Source organism: Thermoanaerobacterium thermosulfurigenes, from assembly GCF_051201035.1.
GTDB lineage: Bacteria > Bacillota > Thermoanaerobacteria > Thermoanaerobacterales > Thermoanaerobacteraceae > Thermoanaerobacterium > Thermoanaerobacterium thermosulfurigenes.
Genome location: NZ_JBPODR010000028.1, coordinates 1 through 20,871, shown reverse-complemented (window position 1 = coordinate 20,871; position 20,871 = coordinate 1). Strand labels below are relative to the sequence as shown.

24 protein-coding genes are annotated in these 20,871 nt (G+C 37.0%); 3 read left to right on the top strand and 21 right to left on the bottom strand.

Translation table 11 applies throughout. The annotated features are described in order from the left end of the window. Positions 1-24: 24 nt before the first annotated feature. Positions 25-510 carry a GNAT family N-acetyltransferase gene (locus tag HNR52_RS10035; protein ID WP_435620515.1) on the bottom strand — a complete coding sequence of 162 codons (486 nt, stop codon included), beginning with the start codon at positions 508-510 and terminating at the stop codon, positions 25-27. Between the two features lie 125 nt (positions 511-635). Here HNR52_RS10035 and HNR52_RS10030 point away from each other — a divergent pair, with 125 nt between their 5' ends. Beyond that, positions 636-1,046, top strand: a complete 411-nt coding sequence (locus HNR52_RS10030; protein ID WP_435620514.1) for a cell wall hydrolase — start codon at positions 636-638, stop codon at positions 1,044-1,046. A 29-nt stretch (positions 1,047-1,075) separates the two neighbouring features. Here HNR52_RS10030 and hypE read toward each other — a convergent pair whose 3' ends face one another. The 14 genes from hypE to HNR52_RS09960 form a co-directional block, all read right to left on the bottom strand. Further along, positions 1,076-2,065: a hydrogenase expression/formation protein HypE gene (gene hypE / locus HNR52_RS10025; RefSeq protein ID WP_435620513.1), complete on the bottom strand. Its 990-nt coding sequence runs from the start codon at positions 2,063-2,065 to the stop codon at positions 1,076-1,078. Between the two features lie 19 nt (positions 2,066-2,084). Next, positions 2,085-3,137 (bottom strand): hydrogenase formation protein HypD, encoded by a 1,053-nt coding sequence (gene hypD, locus HNR52_RS10020; RefSeq protein ID WP_435620512.1) that lies wholly within the window; start codon positions 3,135-3,137, stop codon positions 2,085-2,087. 18 nt (positions 3,138-3,155) lie between these two features. After that, positions 3,156-3,395 carry a HypC/HybG/HupF family hydrogenase formation chaperone gene (locus tag HNR52_RS10015; RefSeq protein WP_013786940.1) on the bottom strand — a complete coding sequence of 80 codons (240 nt, stop codon included), beginning with the start codon at positions 3,393-3,395 and terminating at the stop codon, positions 3,156-3,158. 2 nt (positions 3,396-3,397) lie between these two features. Continuing rightward, positions 3,398-5,644 carry a carbamoyltransferase HypF gene (gene hypF, locus HNR52_RS10010; RefSeq protein ID WP_435620511.1) on the bottom strand — a complete coding sequence of 749 codons (2,247 nt, stop codon included), beginning with the start codon at positions 5,642-5,644 and terminating at the stop codon, positions 3,398-3,400. Continuing rightward, positions 5,602-6,255, bottom strand: coding sequence for a hydrogenase nickel incorporation protein HypB (gene hypB, locus HNR52_RS10005; protein ID WP_435620510.1), 654 nt, complete (start codon positions 6,253-6,255; stop codon positions 5,602-5,604). The genes hypF and hypB overlap by 43 nt, the downstream gene beginning before the upstream one ends. Before the next feature lie 15 nt (positions 6,256-6,270). Next, the gene (gene hypA / locus HNR52_RS10000; protein WP_013786937.1) at positions 6,271-6,612 is read right to left on the bottom strand and encodes a hydrogenase maturation nickel metallochaperone HypA; all 342 of its coding nucleotides are present in this window, start codon (positions 6,610-6,612) and stop codon (positions 6,271-6,273) included. Then, positions 6,613-6,969 (bottom strand): 4Fe-4S binding protein, encoded by a 357-nt coding sequence (locus tag HNR52_RS09995; protein ID WP_013786936.1) that lies wholly within the window; start codon positions 6,967-6,969, stop codon positions 6,613-6,615. It abuts the gene before it with no gap. A 26-nt stretch (positions 6,970-6,995) separates the two neighbouring features. Further along, the gene (locus tag HNR52_RS09990) at positions 6,996-8,078 is read right to left on the bottom strand and encodes a hydrogenase large subunit (protein WP_013786935.1); all 1,083 of its coding nucleotides are present in this window, start codon (positions 8,076-8,078) and stop codon (positions 6,996-6,998) included. Continuing rightward, positions 8,071-8,448, bottom strand: a complete 378-nt coding sequence (locus HNR52_RS09985) for an NADH-quinone oxidoreductase subunit C (RefSeq protein ID WP_013786934.1) — start codon at positions 8,446-8,448, stop codon at positions 8,071-8,073. Before HNR52_RS09985 ends, HNR52_RS09990 begins: the two co-directional genes overlap by 8 nt. Positions 8,449-8,458: 10 nt before the next feature. After that, on the bottom strand, positions 8,459-8,932 hold the full coding sequence (locus HNR52_RS09980; protein WP_013786933.1) for an NADH-quinone oxidoreductase subunit B family protein: 474 nt from the start codon (positions 8,930-8,932) through the stop codon (positions 8,459-8,461). A gap of 7 nt (positions 8,933-8,939) precedes the next feature. Further along, the gene (locus HNR52_RS09975) at positions 8,940-9,803 is read right to left on the bottom strand and encodes a respiratory chain complex I subunit 1 family protein (RefSeq protein WP_435620509.1); all 864 of its coding nucleotides are present in this window, start codon (positions 9,801-9,803) and stop codon (positions 8,940-8,942) included. Next, the gene (locus tag HNR52_RS09970; RefSeq protein WP_435620508.1) at positions 9,800-11,683 is read right to left on the bottom strand and encodes an NADH-quinone oxidoreductase subunit 5 family protein; all 1,884 of its coding nucleotides are present in this window, start codon (positions 11,681-11,683) and stop codon (positions 9,800-9,802) included. Before HNR52_RS09970 ends, HNR52_RS09975 begins: the two co-directional genes overlap by 4 nt. A 202-nt stretch (positions 11,684-11,885) precedes the next feature. Beyond that, on the bottom strand, positions 11,886-13,370 hold the full coding sequence (locus tag HNR52_RS09965; protein WP_435620507.1) for an AAA family ATPase: 1,485 nt from the start codon (positions 13,368-13,370) through the stop codon (positions 11,886-11,888). Next, a complete protein-coding gene (locus tag HNR52_RS09960; RefSeq protein WP_435620506.1) occupies positions 13,363-13,887 on the bottom strand; it encodes a hypothetical protein in 525 nt (174 codons plus the stop codon). The genes HNR52_RS09965 and HNR52_RS09960 overlap by 8 nt, the downstream gene beginning before the upstream one ends. Before the next feature lie 189 nt (positions 13,888-14,076). Here HNR52_RS09960 and HNR52_RS09955 point away from each other — a divergent pair, with 189 nt between their 5' ends. Further along, a complete protein-coding gene (locus tag HNR52_RS09955; RefSeq protein WP_435620505.1) occupies positions 14,077-14,439 on the top strand; it encodes a NifB/NifX family molybdenum-iron cluster-binding protein in 363 nt (120 codons plus the stop codon). A 53-nt stretch (positions 14,440-14,492) separates the two neighbouring features. Here the strand turns inward: HNR52_RS09955 and HNR52_RS09950 are convergent, their stop codons facing one another. After that, positions 14,493-15,548, bottom strand: coding sequence for an Mrp/NBP35 family ATP-binding protein (locus tag HNR52_RS09950; protein WP_435620504.1), 1,056 nt, complete (start codon positions 15,546-15,548; stop codon positions 14,493-14,495). Between the two features lie 233 nt (positions 15,549-15,781). Here HNR52_RS09950 and HNR52_RS09945 point away from each other — a divergent pair, with 233 nt between their 5' ends. Beyond that, a complete protein-coding gene (locus HNR52_RS09945; RefSeq protein ID WP_013786925.1) occupies positions 15,782-16,018 on the top strand; it encodes an HPr family phosphocarrier protein in 237 nt (78 codons plus the stop codon). A 39-nt stretch (positions 16,019-16,057) separates the two neighbouring features. On the opposite strand, the gene HNR52_RS09940 is transcribed toward HNR52_RS09945, so the two are convergent. From HNR52_RS09940 to HNR52_RS09920, 5 genes are all read right to left on the bottom strand, one after another. After that, the gene (locus HNR52_RS09940; RefSeq protein ID WP_435620503.1) at positions 16,058-17,164 is read right to left on the bottom strand and encodes a hypothetical protein; all 1,107 of its coding nucleotides are present in this window, start codon (positions 17,162-17,164) and stop codon (positions 16,058-16,060) included. A gap of 64 nt (positions 17,165-17,228) precedes the next feature. Next, on the bottom strand, positions 17,229-18,047 hold the full coding sequence (gene rsmA / locus HNR52_RS09935; RefSeq protein ID WP_435620523.1) for a 16S rRNA (adenine(1518)-N(6)/adenine(1519)-N(6))-dimethyltransferase RsmA: 819 nt from the start codon (positions 18,045-18,047) through the stop codon (positions 17,229-17,231). Between the two features lie 49 nt (positions 18,048-18,096). Continuing rightward, positions 18,097-19,104: a resuscitation-promoting factor gene (locus HNR52_RS09930; RefSeq protein WP_435620502.1), complete on the bottom strand. Its 1,008-nt coding sequence runs from the start codon at positions 19,102-19,104 to the stop codon at positions 18,097-18,099. Between the two features lie 183 nt (positions 19,105-19,287). Next, positions 19,288-19,569 (bottom strand): hypothetical protein, encoded by a 282-nt coding sequence (locus HNR52_RS09925; RefSeq protein ID WP_435620501.1) that lies wholly within the window; start codon positions 19,567-19,569, stop codon positions 19,288-19,290. Between the two features lie 67 nt (positions 19,570-19,636). Then, positions 19,637-20,410: a TatD family hydrolase gene (locus tag HNR52_RS09920; RefSeq protein WP_435620500.1), complete on the bottom strand. Its 774-nt coding sequence runs from the start codon at positions 20,408-20,410 to the stop codon at positions 19,637-19,639. Positions 20,411-20,871: the final 461 nt, after the last annotated feature.

The window sequence follows — 20,871 nt, the reverse complement described above, 5'->3', positions numbered from 1 at the left end:
TTTTTATTTACCTGGTATTATTTTTTACAAAATCAACTGCAATATGTGAATATCCAGGTATCTATTAAACTTGTAACCTAATTCCTTTAATGTGCCAACAATTTTAAAGCCGTACTTTTCGTGTAAATGAATGCTTACATCGTTGCCTTCAGATATTCTGGCTACTATAGTGTGAAATTCATTTTCCTTTGCGTGCTCTATAATCTTCTTGATTAATTTATCCCCAATGCCACGTCCCTTGTACGACTCATCAACATAAATCGAGTCTTCCGCTACAGCCCTATAGCCGCATTTTTCAGACCAAATGGATAAAGATGCCCAACCTACAACAATGTCGTCTTCTATTGCCACAAAAACAGCATATCTGTCATTGTGTGCCTCAAACCACTTTTTATGATACTCTAATGGCCTTGGTTCAGTATCAATTGTTGCCGTCGTGTTTAATACAGCTTGATTGTATATATCATTTATTCTTTTAATATCATCTATATTAGCTTTTCGAATGATCATAAAGACCGTTCCTTTCAATCAAATTGGCTTTAAAAGAATTCGATATAAATACTTTATCACATAATATTGAAATTGCATATATATAATCAAAATAATTTTTAAAAATTCTTATGGAGATGTATTATATGAATAAAAAATTGATTGATATAAAGAAACACTCATTTATAGTAAATGCTGATTACAATGATGTTTTACTTTTAGCAAAATTAATTCAAGCAGAAGGTGAAGGCGAACCAATGATTGGAAAAGTCGCTATAGGAGCCGTCATCGTAAACAGAGTGCAAAATCCAAATTTTCCCAATACCATATCCGCAGTCATATTTGAGCCTGGGCAATTTGAAAGTGTAACAAATAACCGAATATTCAATATAGAAAATATAGATGAGGAATGTATTATCTCAGCTTTAAAAGCATTAGAAGGAGAAGATCCGACAGACGGTTCTCTGTACTTTTACAATATGTATACATCGACAAACGGTTGGATTAAATCAAAAAAAGTAAGTATCGCTATAGGAAAACATAATTTTATAGCATAAGAAAGCAGGGCAATGCCCTGCTTTTATTTTCAGCATATTCTCGGGAGAAGCTCGCCAATTGGTCTATCAATGATTCTATTTGTGCCATAGACTGTTTCTATCGTTACAAGACCAGAATCATCGATTTCACCTATAATAACCGCATCTTTGCCGTATTTATCACCTTTCATTATTTCCAATGCCTTATAAGCAAAATCTTTATCAACTACACATATAAGCTTTCCTTCATTTGCAAGATGTAAAAAGTCAATACCTAACATACTGCAAGCCGATTTCACACTTTCTTTCACAGGCAGCTTATCTTCATGTATTTTAATTCCCACATTACTCATGCTGGCAATCTCGTACAGAACTTCTGCGACACCACCCCTTGTAGGATCTCTTAAGATTTTCACAGCATCTTTAAGAGTCATAAGCTTCTCCACCATCTTATTTAAAGGCGACACATCAGAAAAAAGAGGAGGATCAAAGTCAAGCCCTTCTCTGGCACCCATTACCGCCATTCCATGATCTCCAATTGTCCCAGAGACTATCACCACATCTCCAGGTTTCCCGTTTTTAATAGACACATAAGCTCCATCAGGCAAAATGCCTATTCCTGCAGTGTTTATGAAAATTCCATCTGCACTGTTTTTCTCCACAACCTTTGTATCACCTGTCACAATTTGTACACCAGCTTCATTAGCGGCATCTACCATAGAGTCGACTATCTTTTTAATTTCATCAACCGAAAATCCCTCTTCAATTATAAATGATGCACTCAAAAAAAGCGGCTTTGCACCACGCATGGAGATGTCATTTACAGTACCGCATATTGCCAACCTTCCAATGTCACCACCTGGAAAGAAAACAGGCTTTACTACAAAGCTGTCTGTTGTAAAAACAGTCTTACCCGGCAGCAATGCTGCATCTTCCATCTGATTTAGATATTCGTTATTGAACTTTTCTATGAATATTTCGCTTATGAAGCTTTGCATCATCGAACCGCCGCCACCGTGTGACATAAGTACCTTGTCCATATACCGTTCCTCCTCAATTTTACTCACCATACTTGTAGTACGCCGCACACGATCCTTCTGATGAAACCATGCACGGTCCAACAGGATTCAAAGGTGTACAAGCTTTGCCAAACAAGGGGCATTGTTTTGGCGTTATAATCCCTTTCAGCACATCACCGCACCGACAGCCTTTTATCTCTGTCCCGCTATTAGGCTTTTTAATGTTAAATTTCTTTTCCGCATCGTATTCGCTGTACTTCTCACGTATCTTAAGCCCCGAACCTTCTATCATGCCAAGACCTCTCCACTCAGCATCGCTTTCTTCAAAGACTTCTTCGATTAAACTTTGTGCATCAGTATTACCTTCCTCTTTTACAACCCTTTTATACTGAATTTCTATCTTAGGATCTCTTAGGTTTTTTAAAATCATTACGACGCTCATCAATATGTCTGATGCTTCAAATCCAGACACGACACCGCCAATCTTGTATTTGTCAACTAAAAAATTATATATAGTACTTCCTGTTATAGCAGCTACATGACCCGGAAGTAGAAATCCCTGAATATCTGATCCATTTACAACAAGTGCCTCCAATGCCTTTGGCATTGTCTTATGAAGACAATACACACTGTAATTCTTGATTTTTTTTGTGTATGCTTCTTTTATGGTAAGTGCGACAGACGGGATTGTCGTCTCGAATCCTATCCCAATAAAAACTACCTCTTTACTTGGATTTGCTATGGCATAATCCAGCGCATCAAGTGGTGAGTAAAACACCCTGACATTTCTGCCTTTTGCCCTTTCCTCTTGCAGCGAAGAATTGTTACCAGGCACTCTTACCAAATCTCCAAATGTGGCAATAGTCACTCCTTGACTTGCCAAAGATATTGAAGCATCAATCTCATTTTGTGCCGTCACACAGACAGGACATCCTGGCCCCGATATTAGCTTTATATTTGGCGGCAATATCTGCCTTAAGCCGTATTTCGATATAGCCATAGTGTGAGAACCGCAGACTTCCATTATTTTAATAGATTCTCCAATATTATACCTATCTATAAGCTCTTTGGCTGTATTTATGATGCCTTGCATAGAAATACCTTTCCTTTCTTAATTTTGTTTGAAGCTTTCTCTCAAAGCTTCCTCCATTTCTTCCCAAAGCCTTAGATCTTCTTCAGCCGTTTCTTTATCTACAATGCTTATTGCTACACCTGCATGAACCATCACGTAATCTCCAATCTTCACATCAGGTACCATGGATATAGATACCCTTCTTTTTAGTCCGTTTAATTCAGTCTCTGCCACATCTCCCTCGATTTTTACCACCTTTTGTGCGACAGCAATACACATAATCACACCTCCATCCTATAGTTTGCTATGACTGCTTGACCTAAGGAAATACCACCGTCATTGCAAGGTATCTTGCTATTGGAATAAACAAGAAATCCTTCTTTTGATAATCTATCAATGATATTTTCCAATAAATATTTGTTCTGAAAGCTTCCACCGCTTAAAACCACTTTATCTATATTGTACTTTTCGCCAAGTCTCAATGCCACATAAGCAGTAAACTCTACAATTGTATTGTGAAATCTGGCGGATATTATTCCCTTGCTTACTCCTTTTTTATAGTCAGAATAAACTTGCTTTAAAATATCTGACGTATCCACCACATACTGGTCATCACTTGATACCATGAAGTCATAATACGATTCATCACTTTCCATGATGCTTTCAAGCTCCATAGCTGCTTGTCCTTCATATAGGACAGTGTCTTTAACACCAATCAGTGATGCAACTGCATCAAACAATCTGCCCATGCTGGACACCAATGGTGCGTTTATTTTTTTGTCTATCTGCGCTCTTATGATCTCCAATTCCTTTGCATCAAACCTTTTAAGATATTCATGGTAATAATCCATATCTTCACTTATAAAACCTATTGCAGTTCTATATATCCTTTTTATAGCAAGCTCACCACCTGGAAGCGGATTGTACTTTATATGGCCAGCCCTTACGAAGTCTTTCAAATTAGCTATCAAAAATTCAGCACCCCAAATATTTCCATCCAATCCGTAACCAGTACCGTCGTATGAAAAGCCTATTACTTTGTCATCTATGCCGTACTCCGCCATACAACTTGCTATGTGTGCATGATGGTGCTGCGTGTATATTACAGGTAAGCCCAGTGTTTTTGCAAACTGCGTCGACAAATAGCCTTGATGCATGTCACACGCTACAAATTGCGGCTCAACTTTAAAAAGTCTCATGTACTTCTTTATTTCCTCTACATAATACATGTACGTCTTGCTGTTATCGAGATCTCCTATGTGATGGCTTAGAAATGCGTAATTACCTTTAGTCAAGCAAAACGTGTTTTTGTAATACCCTCCAACGGCAAGTATCGGTTTAAAGTCCATTTTAAACACCATAGGCTCTGGAGCATATCCTCTCGATCGCCTTACGACTCTTTCACTTTTAGCTTTCCAAGATGTAACCGTATCGTCAATCCTATTTACAATGTCTCTATCATTTAAAAGGAAACTGTCTGCTATATCTTTAAGCCTCTTTATTGCTTCATCGTTGTCTTTGCACAGAGGCTCTTCACTGATATTGCCACTGGTCATGACAACTGGAAAATCTATATATTTAAACAAAAGATAATGTATAGGCGCGTAAGGAAGCATCACACCTACGCTGTCAAGGCCATCGCTTACACCTTCAAACTCGTATTTCTTTTTTAAAAGGACGATAGGCCTTCTTTGGCTATTTAATAGCTCCATTTCATCATAGCTGACATGACAATACATTTTTACAGCTTCTACATCTTTCATCATAAGCGCCAGTGGCTTCCCATACCTGTTTTTCCTATCTCTAAGCCTTAATACAGCCTCATGGGATAATGCATTTACAGCCAGATGAAAGCCGCCTATCCCCTTTATAGCAACGATTTTCCCTTTTCTTAAATCTTCAGCAACCGCCATAATGGGATCAATATTCGTGCTCTCGCCAACATATTTAAGGGACGGTCCGCAATCATAACATGCCACAGGCTGTGCATGAAACCTTCTATCCAGCGGATTTTCATACTCATCCTTACATAATTTGCACATGGGGAATTTTTTCATGGACGTCTTTGGCCTATCGTATGGTATATCCTCAATGATGGAAAATCTTGGACCACAGTTTGTGCAATTTATGAACGGGTAGTTATATCTCCTGTTTTTTTCGTCCATCATCTCACTTACGCATTCGTCGCATACACCCATATCAGGAGAAATCGGCACAAATCCCTCATCCGCTTTGCTTGATTTTATGCTAAAACCTTTATATCCTACGACATCACAATCTTCTATGGATATCTCGTCTATCTTCGAAAGCTTTGGAGGATTTTCTTTTAATTCTGATAAAAACGCATCTATGTCATCCTCATAGCCCTCCACATTAATAGAAACACCAGACGATGTGTTGTAAACAATGCCTGACAAACTGTATCTCAACGCCAAATTGTACACAAACGGTCTAAATCCTACACCTTGGACAATCCCTTTAATATTTATTTGCCTTGCACGTATTCGTCGTATTTCTCTTTCAGCCATTTTGCCAGCACCTCAAAGCCTTCTCCTGTCCTTGCTGATACTTCAAAAATCTCAGCTTCATCATTAAGCGTCTTTACACCATCGTAAAAATACTGCTTATTGAAGTCAAAATACGGCAGTAAATCTATCTTATTTATGACGACCGCTTTCGCCTTTGAGAACAAAAGAGGATATTTGTATGGCTTATCATCGCCTTCTGCAACATTTGCCATAGCCAATTTGAAGTCTTCACCAAGTTCAAAATCTGAAGGGCATATTAGATTTCCTATATTCTCTATGAACAATATGCCGCCTTCAAAATCAAGCGTAGACAATGCTTTGTTTACTGAATTTGCATTTAGATGGCAAGCACCTCCTGTATTTATCTGCACCACCGGTATATTCCTTTCGGCCATCTTGCGAGCATCTATATCTGATGCCACATCGCCTTCTATGACACCACAAGGAATATCCATGTTTTCTATAAGCTTCAATATGAAACTTGTTTTGCCTGTACCAGGTGAACCGATTATGTTTACCATCATGATTTTTCTTCCATCTTTTATGCTTTTGTTTTCTTCTGCAATGTTGTTGTTGGCTTCAAGCACATCTTTAATAATCTTAATTTCCATTTATAATAACACTCCTTATTCAACATCTATGCTATCTATATAAAGTTCTTTGCCTTTCTCAATCAAAACACCGCTGCTACCGCAATATGGGCACTTAAAAGTGAAATTGCCTCTATTATAAATCATGCCGCAACTGCGGCATTTAAACTCTGCTTTTACTTTTTTAAAATCAAGTTTAGCACCGTATAATGGCGTTCCTTCGCTTAAAACATCAAAATAAAACTTTATGCTTTCTTCTTCAAACCCGGTTAATTCGCCAAGCACAATGTTTATTTTGGTGACCTTATTGACATTTCTTTTTTTAACTTCATCAGAAACCATGTTTACAATGCTTTCAGTTATTGACAATTCATGCATTTAAGCACCGGCTTTCTCAGAATCATCGTGTTTTTCCAAGTGAATGTTGTACTTTTTGTCTGTGCAGCTTCTGTAATGCACATCAAGCTTTAAACATTTTTTAGGACACTTTTCTACGCATACGCCACACAAGACACATTCAAACGGATTGTACTCCCAAACACTTGTTTTTCTATCAACACTTATGCAGTTTGATGGGCACACTCTCTGGCACATGCCGCAAAAAATGCATTCATCAATGTTGTTTTCCAAATGGCCTCTATTTATATCAAAGGGTTTTCTCTCTTCAAAGGGATACATTCGAGTCACTGGCTTCTTTGACAGATTAGAAAAAACGTTTTTAAGCATATCTAACATCTCAATAACACCTCTTCCCTGACAGATTATCTTTCCGTACAACTAATGCAAGGATCGATCGTCAGTATGAGTACAGGGACATCTTGCAGATGAGATCCAGGCAGTATTTTCAAAAGAGCCGGTATATTGGCAAAGGTAGGTGTTCTTATGCGAAGCCTATCCAAAAATTTCGTGCCATTTGACTTAATGTAGTACACTACTTCTCCTCTTGACTGCTCAAGCCTTGATATGACTTCACCAGCAGGTGGATTGCCTTTTACAGGAACACTTATTTCCCCTTCAGGCATCTTTCCTAACGCCTGTCTTACAAGGTCAATTGACTGGAATATCTCCCTCATCCTTACCAAATTTCTGGCATAGCTGTCACCGTCTTTTTCCACGATCGGCTCAAAGTCAAGGTATTTATAAGCAGCATAGCCAGTAGTCCTAAGATCCAAATCTACACCGCTTCCCTTAGCCATAGGTCCAGTTGCACCAAGCTCGTACGCTTCTTCTTTCGTCAAGACTCCTATGCCAACAGTCCTTTGCTTTACAGTATAGTTATTCATGACAACATCGTTAATGTCCTTAAGCTGCCTCTCAACTTCATCTAATTCCTTTAAAATCCACTTAGCTTGTTCGCTATTTATGTCTTTTCTAACTCCGCCTACGATATTGACTGAAATTATAACTCTGTTGCCTGATGTAGCTTCCAGTATGTCCATTATCTTCTCGCGAATCTTCCACGTCTGCATAAAGAGATTTTCAAAGCCAAATGCATCAGCAAAAAGTCCAAGCCATAAAAGATGGCTGTGTATCCTGTGAAGTTCTGCCCAAATAGTCCTTAAATATTCAGCTCTTACAGGAACCTGAACACCCATCAGTTCCTCTATCGCTTCACAATAATCCTCCCCATGCATACAACTGCATATACCACATACCCTCTCTACGACGTAAACCATCTGATTAAAGTCTTTCTTCTGCGCTAAAGTCTCTAATCCCCTGTGTACAAAGCCAAAAGCAGGATATGCTTCTACTACCTTTTCATCCTCTACAACAAGTTTTAAGTGAATCGGCTCAGGTAAAACAGGGTGCTGTGGTCCAAACGGAATCGTACTTTTATCACTCATTCTTACCACCCTTTTCTCTTCTTATAATCTCTATGTCTGCTTGTGGACTTATAGGTGAGCTTTCGCCCAACATAAAGTTTCCTCCAAAGTCAACCGCAAGACCGTCAAACTCAACTCCAAAAAGCTCTTTTATCTCATTCTCTACTGCCAACGCACATGAATAAATATCTGAAACGCTGGGCACATTTTTCCCATCAGTTATGATGTGGATGTTTTCTAAATCATAACCTATGGCAAATGTGTATATGATTTTAAACTTGTCTTCTAAATTAAGGCACGTTTCTGTGACAAATCTATATCCACCATCGTGATATTTCTTCACTTCACTTTTTAGATTGCCAATCTCTACTTCTCTGCTATTTACGATCATAAAATCACTCCTAACCTAAGCTTTTAGCCGAAACTATTACTTCCTTGCGGGAATACTTCTCCTTTAATATTTGCGCCGCCTTGTAAAGGCCATCTATCATGGCCTCAGGCTTAGCCGGACATCCAGGAACGTACACATCAACAGGAATCACCTTGTCTATACCGCCTAACACATTGTAGCAGTCTCTAAATATGCCTCCGCTACATGCACAAATTCCGGCTGCCACAACTACTTTTGGATCAGGCATCATATCATAGACATTTTTCAGTACATCTTTATTTTTTTCATTTACAGTGCCCGTTACTATTAAAATGTCAGCATGTTTTGGGTTTCCCACATTTACCATTCCAAATCTTTCCATGTCATATATAGGGGTCATACATGCCAAAACCTCTATATCACATCCATTGCAACTTCCACAATCGTAATGGACTACCCATGGTGATTTTGAGAAGGACTTTTTTACAAATTCTTTTAAACCCATAAATTTATCACCTCGATACATTGCTAAAGTACAGGTAAGCAATATTTAAAACTGTAAAACTTATACCCACAATCCAGCTAAAGCTAAGCATCCACTTAAGCGTCATCCTTGCAGATATATTATCTATAATTATATCTAAAAAGAATACAAAAAGCGATATCAAAGTACCTATTACAAGATTTTGTGACCAGAAAATTGCCAACATTGCTAAAAGCAGCACTAACTCATACCAATCAGCTATTTCTATTAAAGCCAGATACGGCCCTGCGTAATCCGTGAGAATCCCTCTTACAAGCTCCTGATGAGCATGTTCAGATGTAGAAAAATCAAATGGAGATTTCTTTATTTTTATGTCCAGTACAAGGCTTAAAACCACAAAAATAAGCGGCAAATCAAGAAGAAGCCTTCCATGTGACATTATATCGTGTAAATTAAAGCTTCCAGCTACATAGTACATACCAATAAGCACAAATATAAGTAGAGGTTCATATGCCAACATCTGCATAAGTTCTCTCTGAGCTCCTACTTGGCTGTACGGAGACCTTGTAGCCAATGCCCCTATTACATAGAAGACAAGCCCTATAGACATTATAAAAATTATCATAAGAAGGTCAGCTTTTATTGCAAAGAAGCCGACACTTAGTATAGCTGATAGCAAGTATATATACGCTGCGAATATCTGAAAGTCATTTACTATCATCTTCTCTTTAGAAAGCAATTTTACGACATCGTAAAAAGGTTGCAACACAGGCGGACCATATCTACCTTGAATAAGGGCTGTGACTTTTCTGTCTAATCCGGTTATAAATCCGCCTATAAGCGGAGTCAAAATGACCGCCGCCGCAAAAACCAAATAATCTGTCCACGTCATAGCAATATCCCTCCGAAAACCGCCAGTATCAAAATAAATGAGATGTAGTTCATGTACTTCGTCATCTTCTCTTCATTTATTATGCTTGGAAGATAATAATTTTTTACATCATAGCCGTTGTTTGAATCATCATAATTAAGTCCAGCTTCGTACGGCTTTGTCTCTACTATGTCACGTGAATTCCTTATTGTCAAGAATGCCAAGATGACAGCTAAGCCTATAGCGAAAAACACTGGATATATGGAAAAACCGCCAAGATTGCTTTCAAGGTATCCTGATGCAGCTTTTACGGAAATAGACATCTTAAGCATGTTTATTTCAGGCTTTACAATTGCATTAAAAAGCTGCGTCACAGCCAAGCTCAATACAATCGCTATCGTAACTAAACTGTATAAAGCAAACTTTATTGTTGACGGCTGCTTTTCTACGAAAAATTTACTGTTATGCCCTTCTGACAAGATATTGCCTATCCACCTGGTGTAGTACATGACTGTTATAGCGCTACCTAATATCAAAAGCAGTGCCACAAGTAGATTTCTCGATGCCGCTTCTATTGCCATCCATTTGCTTAAAAGCATGCCAAACGGTGCAATCATCAACGACAAAATGCCTATAAAAGTTATGATTGTTGTAACAGGCATTTTTGTGATAAGCCCTTTCATGTCCTCGATGTCGCGGCTGCCGATATTTTGTTCAATTGTGCCAACGCACAGGAACAAAAGAGCCTTTGACACTGCATGGAATATTAAAAGCAAAATTGCCGCTGTTATAGCGCTGGAAGTATTGATACCTATGCTGGATATCATCAATCCTAAATTGGCAATTGTGGAATACGCAAGTATCTTCTTTCCATTGCTTTGACTTAAAGCTAATATAGACGTAGCGATAAATGTGAAAGCACCATACAGTGCTATAAATCCACTTAACGTCGTCCCCCTAAATGTAGGAGCTAATCTCAAGATAAGGTATATAGCAGCTTTCACCATCGTGCTTGAGTGCAAAAGTGCCGATACCGGTGTCGGTGCCACCATAGCACCTAAAAGCCAACTTTGGAACGGCATCTGAGCAGACTTTGTAAATGCACCCAATACCATAAAAGCCACAGGTATCAATAAAATATACGATGTATCAGATTTCAAAACAGCATCTAATGTTATCATGCCAGTATATTTGTATAGAATTATGATTCCAACCAATAGTGAAAATCCACCAAACATGTTAATCCACAAGGCTCTTGATGCATTTTTGATTGCCACTTCTGTCTTATCGTGGGAAATAAGCAGGAAAGACGACAGAGAAGTTATCTCCCAGAAGAAATACAACCACATCAGATTATTGGAGAATATTATGCCATTCATTGCTCCAAAGAACAAAAGTATGACTGCAAAAAATCTTGATTGCCTTGATTTAACTAATTTCTCTTCTTTTTCATGATGATCCATGTAGCCAAAAGCGTACAAAGCTATTATAGGTCCAACTATCGAAACAACCAAATTCATTATGATTGAAAGATTGTCGATGTAAAATGCGCTTACTTCTTGCTCTTTTAGTACAAACAGTTCAAAATACGCAAGAGGCAATATCTGCAATATTGAAAAAATCGCTATCTTAGGTTCTTTCACCTTAAATGATACATAAAGGGTATAAATCAAAAGCACATAATCGCCAACTTTTATCAATTTATCGATGATTCCATAAAACGATGTCCCAACAATCGTTGGCAAATTGGCAGTTTTAAAAATTGCCAATGAACTTAAAAATACTATAAGCAATGTAGCCGAAACAAATGCCTTCCTCGCTGCTGCTTTACCAATTGTAATTGTTATCAAACTCATTACAATTGGTACTACGATGCTTATTAAAACCAGATCACTTGTCATTTTTTCACTCCTTATCTATTCAATTTAATGAATATTATATATTGTATACATTTTTAAATACCCATTTTGATTATAAATCTAATTGGATAATAAGTCAATTGTATTTAATATTAATTAATTTTGTTTATTATTTAACAATATTTCAATGGTTTTTTGCAATTTATCCCACAAAAATAGCAGAGGAATAATCTCCTCTGCTATATCAGCATGCTTTTTGTGCAGTTTCTCCATTCAATATCCTTCTTAAATACTCACCAGATATCGTTTCTTCTTTAACTAATATACTTGATATTTCGTTTAACACATCTATTTTGTCCTTCAAAAGCTCTTTCACCTTTTCTTCCTGCTCCTTTATTATTTTATTTACTTCCTCATTTACCTTATCTCCTGATATGTCGTCTTTACTGATGATGCCCAAGCTTGAAAGCCCTGTATAAACTATTTTCTTTGCGATGTCCACTGCCTGCTCAAAATCGTTGGCAGAACCTGTACTTCTGCTGTTTAGAACGAGAAGCTCCGCAGCCGTTCCACCAAGTGCCACCATTATTTCGTGCTCCAACTGTTCTTTCGTGTATATAAACGTATCGTCTTTCTCAGTCTGCCTTACAAAGCCTAAAGCCTTACCTCTTGGCACTATCGTTACAGTAGCCACAGAATTAGGATTGACCAGTTCTCCGATTATTGCATGTCCTGCCTCATGTATCGATACTCTTAGTATCTCATCTTCTGTAGGCTTTTTGTCTGTCTTTTCGCCAAGTATGACTTTGTCAACCGCTTCCTGCAAATGCTTTTGCATTATATTAGATGAACCATCCCTCATGGCCAATATAGCCGCTTCGTTGCACAAGCTTTCCAAATGAGCTCCCGAGAAACCAAAGGTATCTTCTGCAATTGCCTCTAAATTCACATTTTCATCTAAAGGCTTGTTTCTCGTATGAATCTTCAGTATTTGTAGTCTACCGCTTTTATCGGGAAGGTCTACCGTCACCTGCCTATCAAACCGCCCCGGCCTTAATAAGGCTGGGTCTAACATATCAGGTCTGTTTGTAGCTGCCACCACAAGAATATTTATATCATTATCGCTTTTTATTCCATCCATCTCAACAAGAAGCTGGTTTAGTGTCTGATCGTACTCATGGTGACTTTCGTTTGTACCTCTTTTTGCACCAAGTATGTCTATTTCATCTATGAAGATTATCGCGCTGTTTTTTTGCTCCTTTTTAGCCAATGCCTTTGCCGATTCAAAAAGTTTCCTGACTCTCTGTGCACCGACACCTGCGTACATCTCTATAAATTCACTGCCAGATGTAGCTACATAGCTAGAGTCAGTGTACTTTGCAGCAGCCTTAGCGAGGAGTGTTTTGCCTGTACCTGGAGGTCCACTTAAAAGTATTCCTTTAAGCGGCCTTATGCCCATCTTCCTGATTTTATCCCTGTTTATCACAAAATCCAATGCTTCCTTCAACTCTGATATGGCTGTGTTTTGACCGCCTATGTCATCAAAAGACACGCTTGTATCGGGATTTACTACTTTTCCTGACGAACTTATAAACCCCCTGCTTTCCAGCAAAAAACTTAAAGCAAAAATCATCATTCCTACTATCACGATAGGAGTTATATCTATGCCTAATATGGCAGCAAAAATCACTAATGCAATTGAAATACCGATGAGTATTTCTTTAACCATCTGTTACATCCCCCTTTGTATTGCGCGGTATAATCTTGTACAAGTAATTTTGACCATCATATATACTTAAATATATATTGCTACCATCAATATAGACATTCGTCTTCGCACCTTTTTCAATGCCATTTTTGTAAACAATTTTGCTCATATCTATATAATCGCCATTTTGAATGGCCTGATATATGGCAAACTGATCTTCGTAAAATAGACTGTCTAATTTGTCGTTAGGATTGTCAACTATCTTTATATCAATTTTAATTGGATATTTCTCAATTATTTTTTCAATATCCTTATACGCTGTCATAAGGTTGTCTACCTTTTTAAGCTTGATACTTGCCGTATAGCCACTGTTTCCAATGCTTACATCTGCAGATTGAACATTATCGGAAGACTTTATGTCATTGGCTATCTTCTCCGGCAATATGCGGTTCTGATATAAATTAAATCCTCCTAAAAGTACACCCAACGCCAACGTCACCGTTACTATGACTACCTGCCATTTTAATTTTGAAAACATAATATACCCCCTCTCCGGCGACATGATATATCATATTATATCATAAAATATATACTCAGACAACACTATAGTATCTCATTTGATTTCTGCAACTCATAAAACTATAATTAACTTAATAATATATAATTATATTACAACTTCTATTCAAAACTTAATGTTTAAAATTTACAGATATAGGAGTGAAAAATCATGAGGATAGCAGCTACAGTGACAAAAGAAGGGTTAATTTCTAAATTGCCAGATGGTCCTTATATAGTTATCTATGATGTAGAAAAAAAAGACGCAGAAAAATACGAAAATCCAGGTTTTCCTCTAAAAGATGGGAGGCGAATCGCTACAGTTAATTTTCTCATAGAAAAGAAAGTCGATCATGTCATCACAATACCCGAATCATTCTGCGACATATCGTATGGCAAAGCTAAAAATAGCGGCATCAAATTCATAAGACTTGATGAAAGTCTGCCATTTGAAAAAGTCATAGAAAATCTTGAAACTTACTTAAATAGCGCAGCGTATGATATACCAGAACAAGAATTATTTAAGAAAAAATAAAAAATTTATAGGAGGCATTGATAATTTCGATGCCTCCTTTTTTAAATAAATTATCAGCCAATAGGCTTTACTTTTTCTGACACTTTTTTCGCCAGTTCTAAATAGTATTCTGATTCAGGTTCATTTATAAACGCTACTGGCAAGCCAATATCGCTTTTTTCGCGTATCTTTATGTCAATAGGAATCTTCACAAGAACTTCTGTATTAAGTTCTTTTGCAAGTCTGTCTGTTTCGCCTTCTCCAAATATATTGTACTTTTTATGGCAATCAGGGCACTCAAAGTACGACATATTTTCAGCTATTCCTATAAGCTCTATATTTACCTTCTGAGCCATGTATGCAATCCTTCCTGCCACATGTGAAGCAGATGCTTGTGGAGTCGTGACAAGCAAAAATTTCTGCTCAGGTACTTTCTGCATTATTGTAAGAGGTACATCCCCAGTGCCTGGTGGCAAGTCAATTATCATGTAGTCAAGTTCTCCCCAGTAAACATCATTCATAAACTGCTCTAGGACACCTCCTAAAAGCGGTCCCCTCCAAATAAGCGGTGTATCTTCATCTGCAAAATTGCCCATGGAGATAACCTTGATGCCGTACTTCTCTATTGGCAGTATCGTGTTTTCATCTAATGCATAAGGCCTTTCGCCTACTATGCCTAATAAACGAGGTATGCTGAAGCCTAAAACATCAGCATCAATTAAGCCAACTTTGTAGCCTAACTTTCCTAAAGCAACTGCAAGATTTGCAGAAACCGTTGACTTGCCAACACCGCCTTTGCCGCTTCCAATTGCAATAACACGAGTCTTTTCAAACAAAGGCACTTTCCCTTGATTCATGCTGTTTGCGAGCTTTTGCCTTTCTTCTTCTGTCATGGCTCCCATGTTGACAACCACATCATCAACGCCATCCAAGCTTTTAAGTTTATTTATGACATCTTCCTTTATGGTGTTTTGAAGTGGACAGCCTTTGATTGTCAATTTTATGTCAACCATGACTGTACTGCCATCTATATTGATATTATCAACCATATTAAGGTCGACGATGCTTCTTCCTATTTCAGGATCAAAAACATCTTTTAGTGCATTTAAAATTTGTTCTTTTGTAACCAACTGTATACCCCCTAATGGTATTTTATTTTTTAACACTTATATTATAATATACAATCCCAATAAATAGAATACCTATGAAACAAAATTTTTATCATATGTCATATTTAAAATTCATCTTAATGTGGTGAAAACAATTACCAAATTAACAATGAAATTTTTGTTAAATCGGTTGATTGAATAAAATTAGCTCTTAATATATTATTAAAATAAATACAAGTAAGGGGGATAAGTGTATGAAGGAGTTTCAAATTTCTTTAAATTCAATTGATAAGGTCAAAAATTTTGTAGAGAAGATGTCAAAATACCCTTTTGATATTGACATTGTATCAGGTCGCTATGTCATCGATGCAAAGTCCATAATGGGGATTTTCAGTCTAAACCTCGAAAACTTGCTTACGGTTATACCACACACAGACGATGAAGAAGCACTATCTAAGTTTTCCGATGACATAAAAGAATACATGAAGTAAAAATAAATTTAAAAGCGTAGACTATCTACGCTTTCACTTTTATATTATTGGCGGCGGTGTAGAGCCTTTTGGTATCGCTATTTGTCCCGTCATTGCATCAATGTGCATCAACCAGTACCCCATATCACCAGCACTTCTCATATTTTCCTTTAACGGACACCAATACACAAATCCTGTCATCCCTCCAAAAGGTTGATCAGAAAGTGTAAATAACCCTGGCATACCGTAGACGATGTATTTAAGCTTTCCATTTTCGTCATTTACAAATCCTACTAAATAATGATCGTAGAAGCCATTCCTATATCCCGTATTTATCCTCCACCATCTGTAACCTTCCAGATTATTTTCAAATGGATGAACTTCATCAAGGTAATTCACAATATTATTTACATACTCTTTTAAATATTTTACATAACCGCTGTTTTCCTGTTCATAAACATCGCTTTTAGTTATTGTATCATCGCTTTGATGCTCCGGTTGAACGCTTGTATTCCCTTCATCATCTGAATTAACATCTCCCGTCTCCTCTATATTGTCAATTTGTCCATTTTCCACATCTTTTTCAGGCTCAACTTGAATTTCCACTTCTTCTTCGTGGTATTCCTCGTCATTGTACTGTGGCAATGTTGTATAGCTATCCACACTTTCTTTTTGACTTTCAACTAAATCCTCAATAAAATGAATCTCGCTTTTATCTTTTTCAATATTCTCTATGTTTTTCATAAGCTTTTTATAAGTGGCTTTCCAGTTAAATCTCGACTTGTCTATGACGCCAGACAATGGAATCAACCTCTGTTGTCCATTGTCTGCTTCTACTAATGCTACAGCAAGCTCATCAAACTTCACACCTTTATCAAGCACATCGTCTGTATTAAAAGACCATTCTGCACCGCCTCTGCCTTTGTCGTCTACCCTTATTGCCCCAAACTCAACTAATTTAGGGCTCTCTCCGATTTTTAAAAATTTTATCGTATACGAATAATTAGGATCGAGATTTTGAAGTGATGCTGTAATTCGACCTCTTCCGTTCATAGTTTCTATTTTAAGGTACCCTGATATTTCCTTGTCCTTTAAAAGCGACACTCCCCTCTCGTCAGGTTCCAGCATTATATACATGCGCTTATAAATATCCTTCCTTAAAGGCATTTTATATCCCCCTTATTTCAAATATATTTTAGCAATATATATTATGAAACAGGGAGATTTAATATTACATCTTCATATCATAAATGGTGTTTGCAAGTTCAGCAAACTTTTCTATTGAGAGAGTCTCTCCTCTTTGTCTTAAGTCTATGCCACATTTTGTCAAGGCATCTGCAATTATTGATTGATCAATGTTAAGGGATTTTAAAGAATTTGTTATTACTTTTCTTCTCTGTCCAAATGATGATTTTACTATTCTAAAAAAAAGTTTTTCGTCTTTCACAAATACAGATGGCTTATCAAGGACATGTAACTTTATAAGCGATGAGCTTACTTTTGGCTTAGGTGAAAATACTTCCGGAGGAAGATTTAACAGTATCTCCGGCTTTGAGTAATAGTTTACTGCTACTGTCAATACGCCATAATCTTTGCCGCCTGGCTTTGCACATATCCTCTCCGCCACCTCTTTCTGCACCATTATAGTTATGTCTTTCATCAAGCGGGACTCTAAAAGTTTCATTATTATAGGCGATGTTATGTAGTAAGGTAGGTTTGCAACGACTTTGCACTTTTCTCCTCCAAAATACGCATCTACGGTTTCTCTTAAATCAACTTTCATTATATCGTCATTTAATACAATTAGATTATCATATCCTTTAAAATCTGCTTTAAGTATGTCATAAGCTTCTTGGTCTATCTCATAAGACACTACCATATTAGCCTTCTCCAATATTTTTCTTGTAAGGGTGCCTAAACCTGCGCCTATCTCTATCACATTATCATCCTTTGTTATGCCTGATAAATCAACTATTTTTGATAGTATGCCTTCATCAAAAATAAAGTTTTGTCCAAGTCTTTTCTTTGTATTGAATCCTTTTACTTTCATCATCATCCAACCTCGCTTTTTTTCAAAAAACAAGACAGGTTAAACCTGTCTACTTAAGTATATAAACTCTAACAGTTCGTCTTCCCCAATTACACGCTTCTCTATACGATGTAAAGAACAAATCGATGATATTGCCTTTTATCGCTTCCCCAATATCTGCTGCAACCCCAGGACCATACCCCTCAACATAAAGTCTTGTACCTAAAGGTATTACTCTCGGGTCAACCGCAATGATACCACGCCCGACTGTAGCACCAGAATACGTTAGGGATCCAGGCGGTGCATCATACCCTGTTGCATCCATTATCTTCATCTCTCTATATCTGTAGGTTTCTCCCCTTGACGTAGTCAAAAGCCCCAATGTGCCTACCTGCACTATCTTTGTTATGGGATTTTGCACTACGACGTCTTTTATAACTTGCCTTGATACTTCTTTCCCATCTTCATATGTAATTTTTATCGTCTTTTCTCGCTTTCCGTTTTGGCCTTCTTGTACAACTAAAGTTTGGCCTCTTATCATATTATCATTTTGGATTGTTTGAACGTTAAAAGCTATATCTTCATCTTGAGTTATTACTTTTTCATTTACTCTGGTAATTGTGACATTCATTCCACTATATGTTTTGCTATCTAAAGGAGTGCTAATTTTATCGATGGGACTTAGTATGATTTTTCCTTGAGCTAATACATCTTTTAATGTTGGTTTTACTGTGTATATTGTAATATCTTTTCCATCAACGTGAATTACCACGGGGTAGGCTCTTTTAATGCTAACTTTCATTCCATTTTTCAGCTTCGAATCTATCGATGGTATAACTTCGTCTTCTTTTCTAAGCTTTATATTTTTCTCCGCCAATAAGTCTTTTACACTGCTTTTAAAAGTGGTCACAGCAACTGTTTTTCCGTTATCTGTGATTGTCACCTGTTTTTTCAAGTTAACGTATACAGTTGTACCTACTAACAAAATGACCAATGCAGCCAATATCAGAATTCCAACCGGTTTTTTGATAAGCTCAGTAAATGCACCCGGCCAAATTCTTCGGTTGCTTGCATCCATTACATAACCTCCTCATTTTTATTGGGAAGACTTTTTATAATTTTAATATAACATATTATTTTTGTCAAATTCATTTCATAATATTTATCTCCACTTCCATAATAAGTTATCACTTATATTATCTACTACATTATTATATTATATACATGAAAATATTATGTTTCTTTTAAAAGAAATACGCCCTTACGAGCGCATCATCTGCATCATTTGCGTCATCATCATGTATGCCATTGAAACATGATTGTAAGCATCCATAAACATTCTCATATGCTCAGGAGGGCACTGCATTGGTGGCATCATACCCGGCATTCCTGGCATAGGATAAGGCATAGGTCCCATCGGCGGCTCGGAAGGGCACGGCATCGTAGGCATACCTCCCATAGGCGGCTGCATTGGGCCTAAATACGGTTCTGGATTTACAGGTGGAACATTCATAGGATTTTCATTTACATTTTCTCTATCCATCTTTCACTTTTCCTCCTTTTTTTGAAATATCCATTTCAATACAGTATATGTTCCACCTTTTAAATTGCTATAAATTGCTTTTACTTATTTTAAATAGCTCTAAGGCATTAGATGCTGTTATATCGCAAACTTCATCAAATGTCATATTTTTTATCTCTGCAATCTTTTGTGCCACGTATTTCACATTAACAGGTTCATTTCTCTTGCCTCTATACGGCACAGGCGTCAAGTAAGGGCTATCCGTTTCAATTAATAACTTTTCTATCGGCACTTTCATGGCTACATCGACGGCTTTTTTTGCATTTTTAAATGTCACTGGTCCACCCAATGAAATGTAGAAGTTCATCTCAATCAACTGAAATGCCATCTCGCTGCTGCCTGAATAGCTGTGAAAAACGCCTCTTAAACTGCTTGTCCATTCACTTTTCACGATGTCAAACACATCGCCATGTGCATCCCTGTCGTGAATTACTATTGGCAAATCATACTTTTTGGCAAGCCTTATCTGTTCTATGAAGCATTGCTTCTGGTATTCAACTGGCGGATCGCCGTAATAATAGTCAAGTCCTATCTCTCCTATAGCAACAACTTTTTCTTGAGATAACAATTCCTCAATTACAGCAATGTCATTTATTTCATTTTGTGAATGCTCAGGGTGAATGCCAATAGCAGCATATATAAAATCGTTGCTTTTAGCAAGCTCAATCGATTTTTTTGATGTCTCAATGCTGGAACCTACATTTATCAATAATGTAAGCTCATCTTTACATCTTTTTATAACATTTTCCCTATCTTCATCATACTTTTCATCTTCCAGGTGTGCATGTGAATCTATAATCATAAAATCATCTCCTAATCAATGATATAATCTGCAACGTCCTTTTTATTTTAACACATTTTATCAACGGAAAAATAATAATAATCTTATAAAAAAGAGATTTCACATCAAAATTCCAGTAAAAAATTTGTTTTTACAAGAATTTTTATATTTTACATCCAGTTGAATATATGGTAATAACAAATTCCTTGGATGCCCAAAATAGTTACACCTTCCCATTACCCCATGAATTTTAATAATGAATTTCCAGTTTTATTTTTAAGTTACATCTTCACAAACAGTGGGTTACTCCATCCAGTTTCTATTATAAATATCTCATCTTTTATATCTTCAATAATATCTATTTGAAGCATATGCTTTTCCCTAAAATTGAGCTATGTATCTCCTCTATAAATTTTATAAACCTTACTTCTATGTCGGAATTAGGCATTTGAAAATTGTCTTCGTCCCAGGCCTTTATTTTA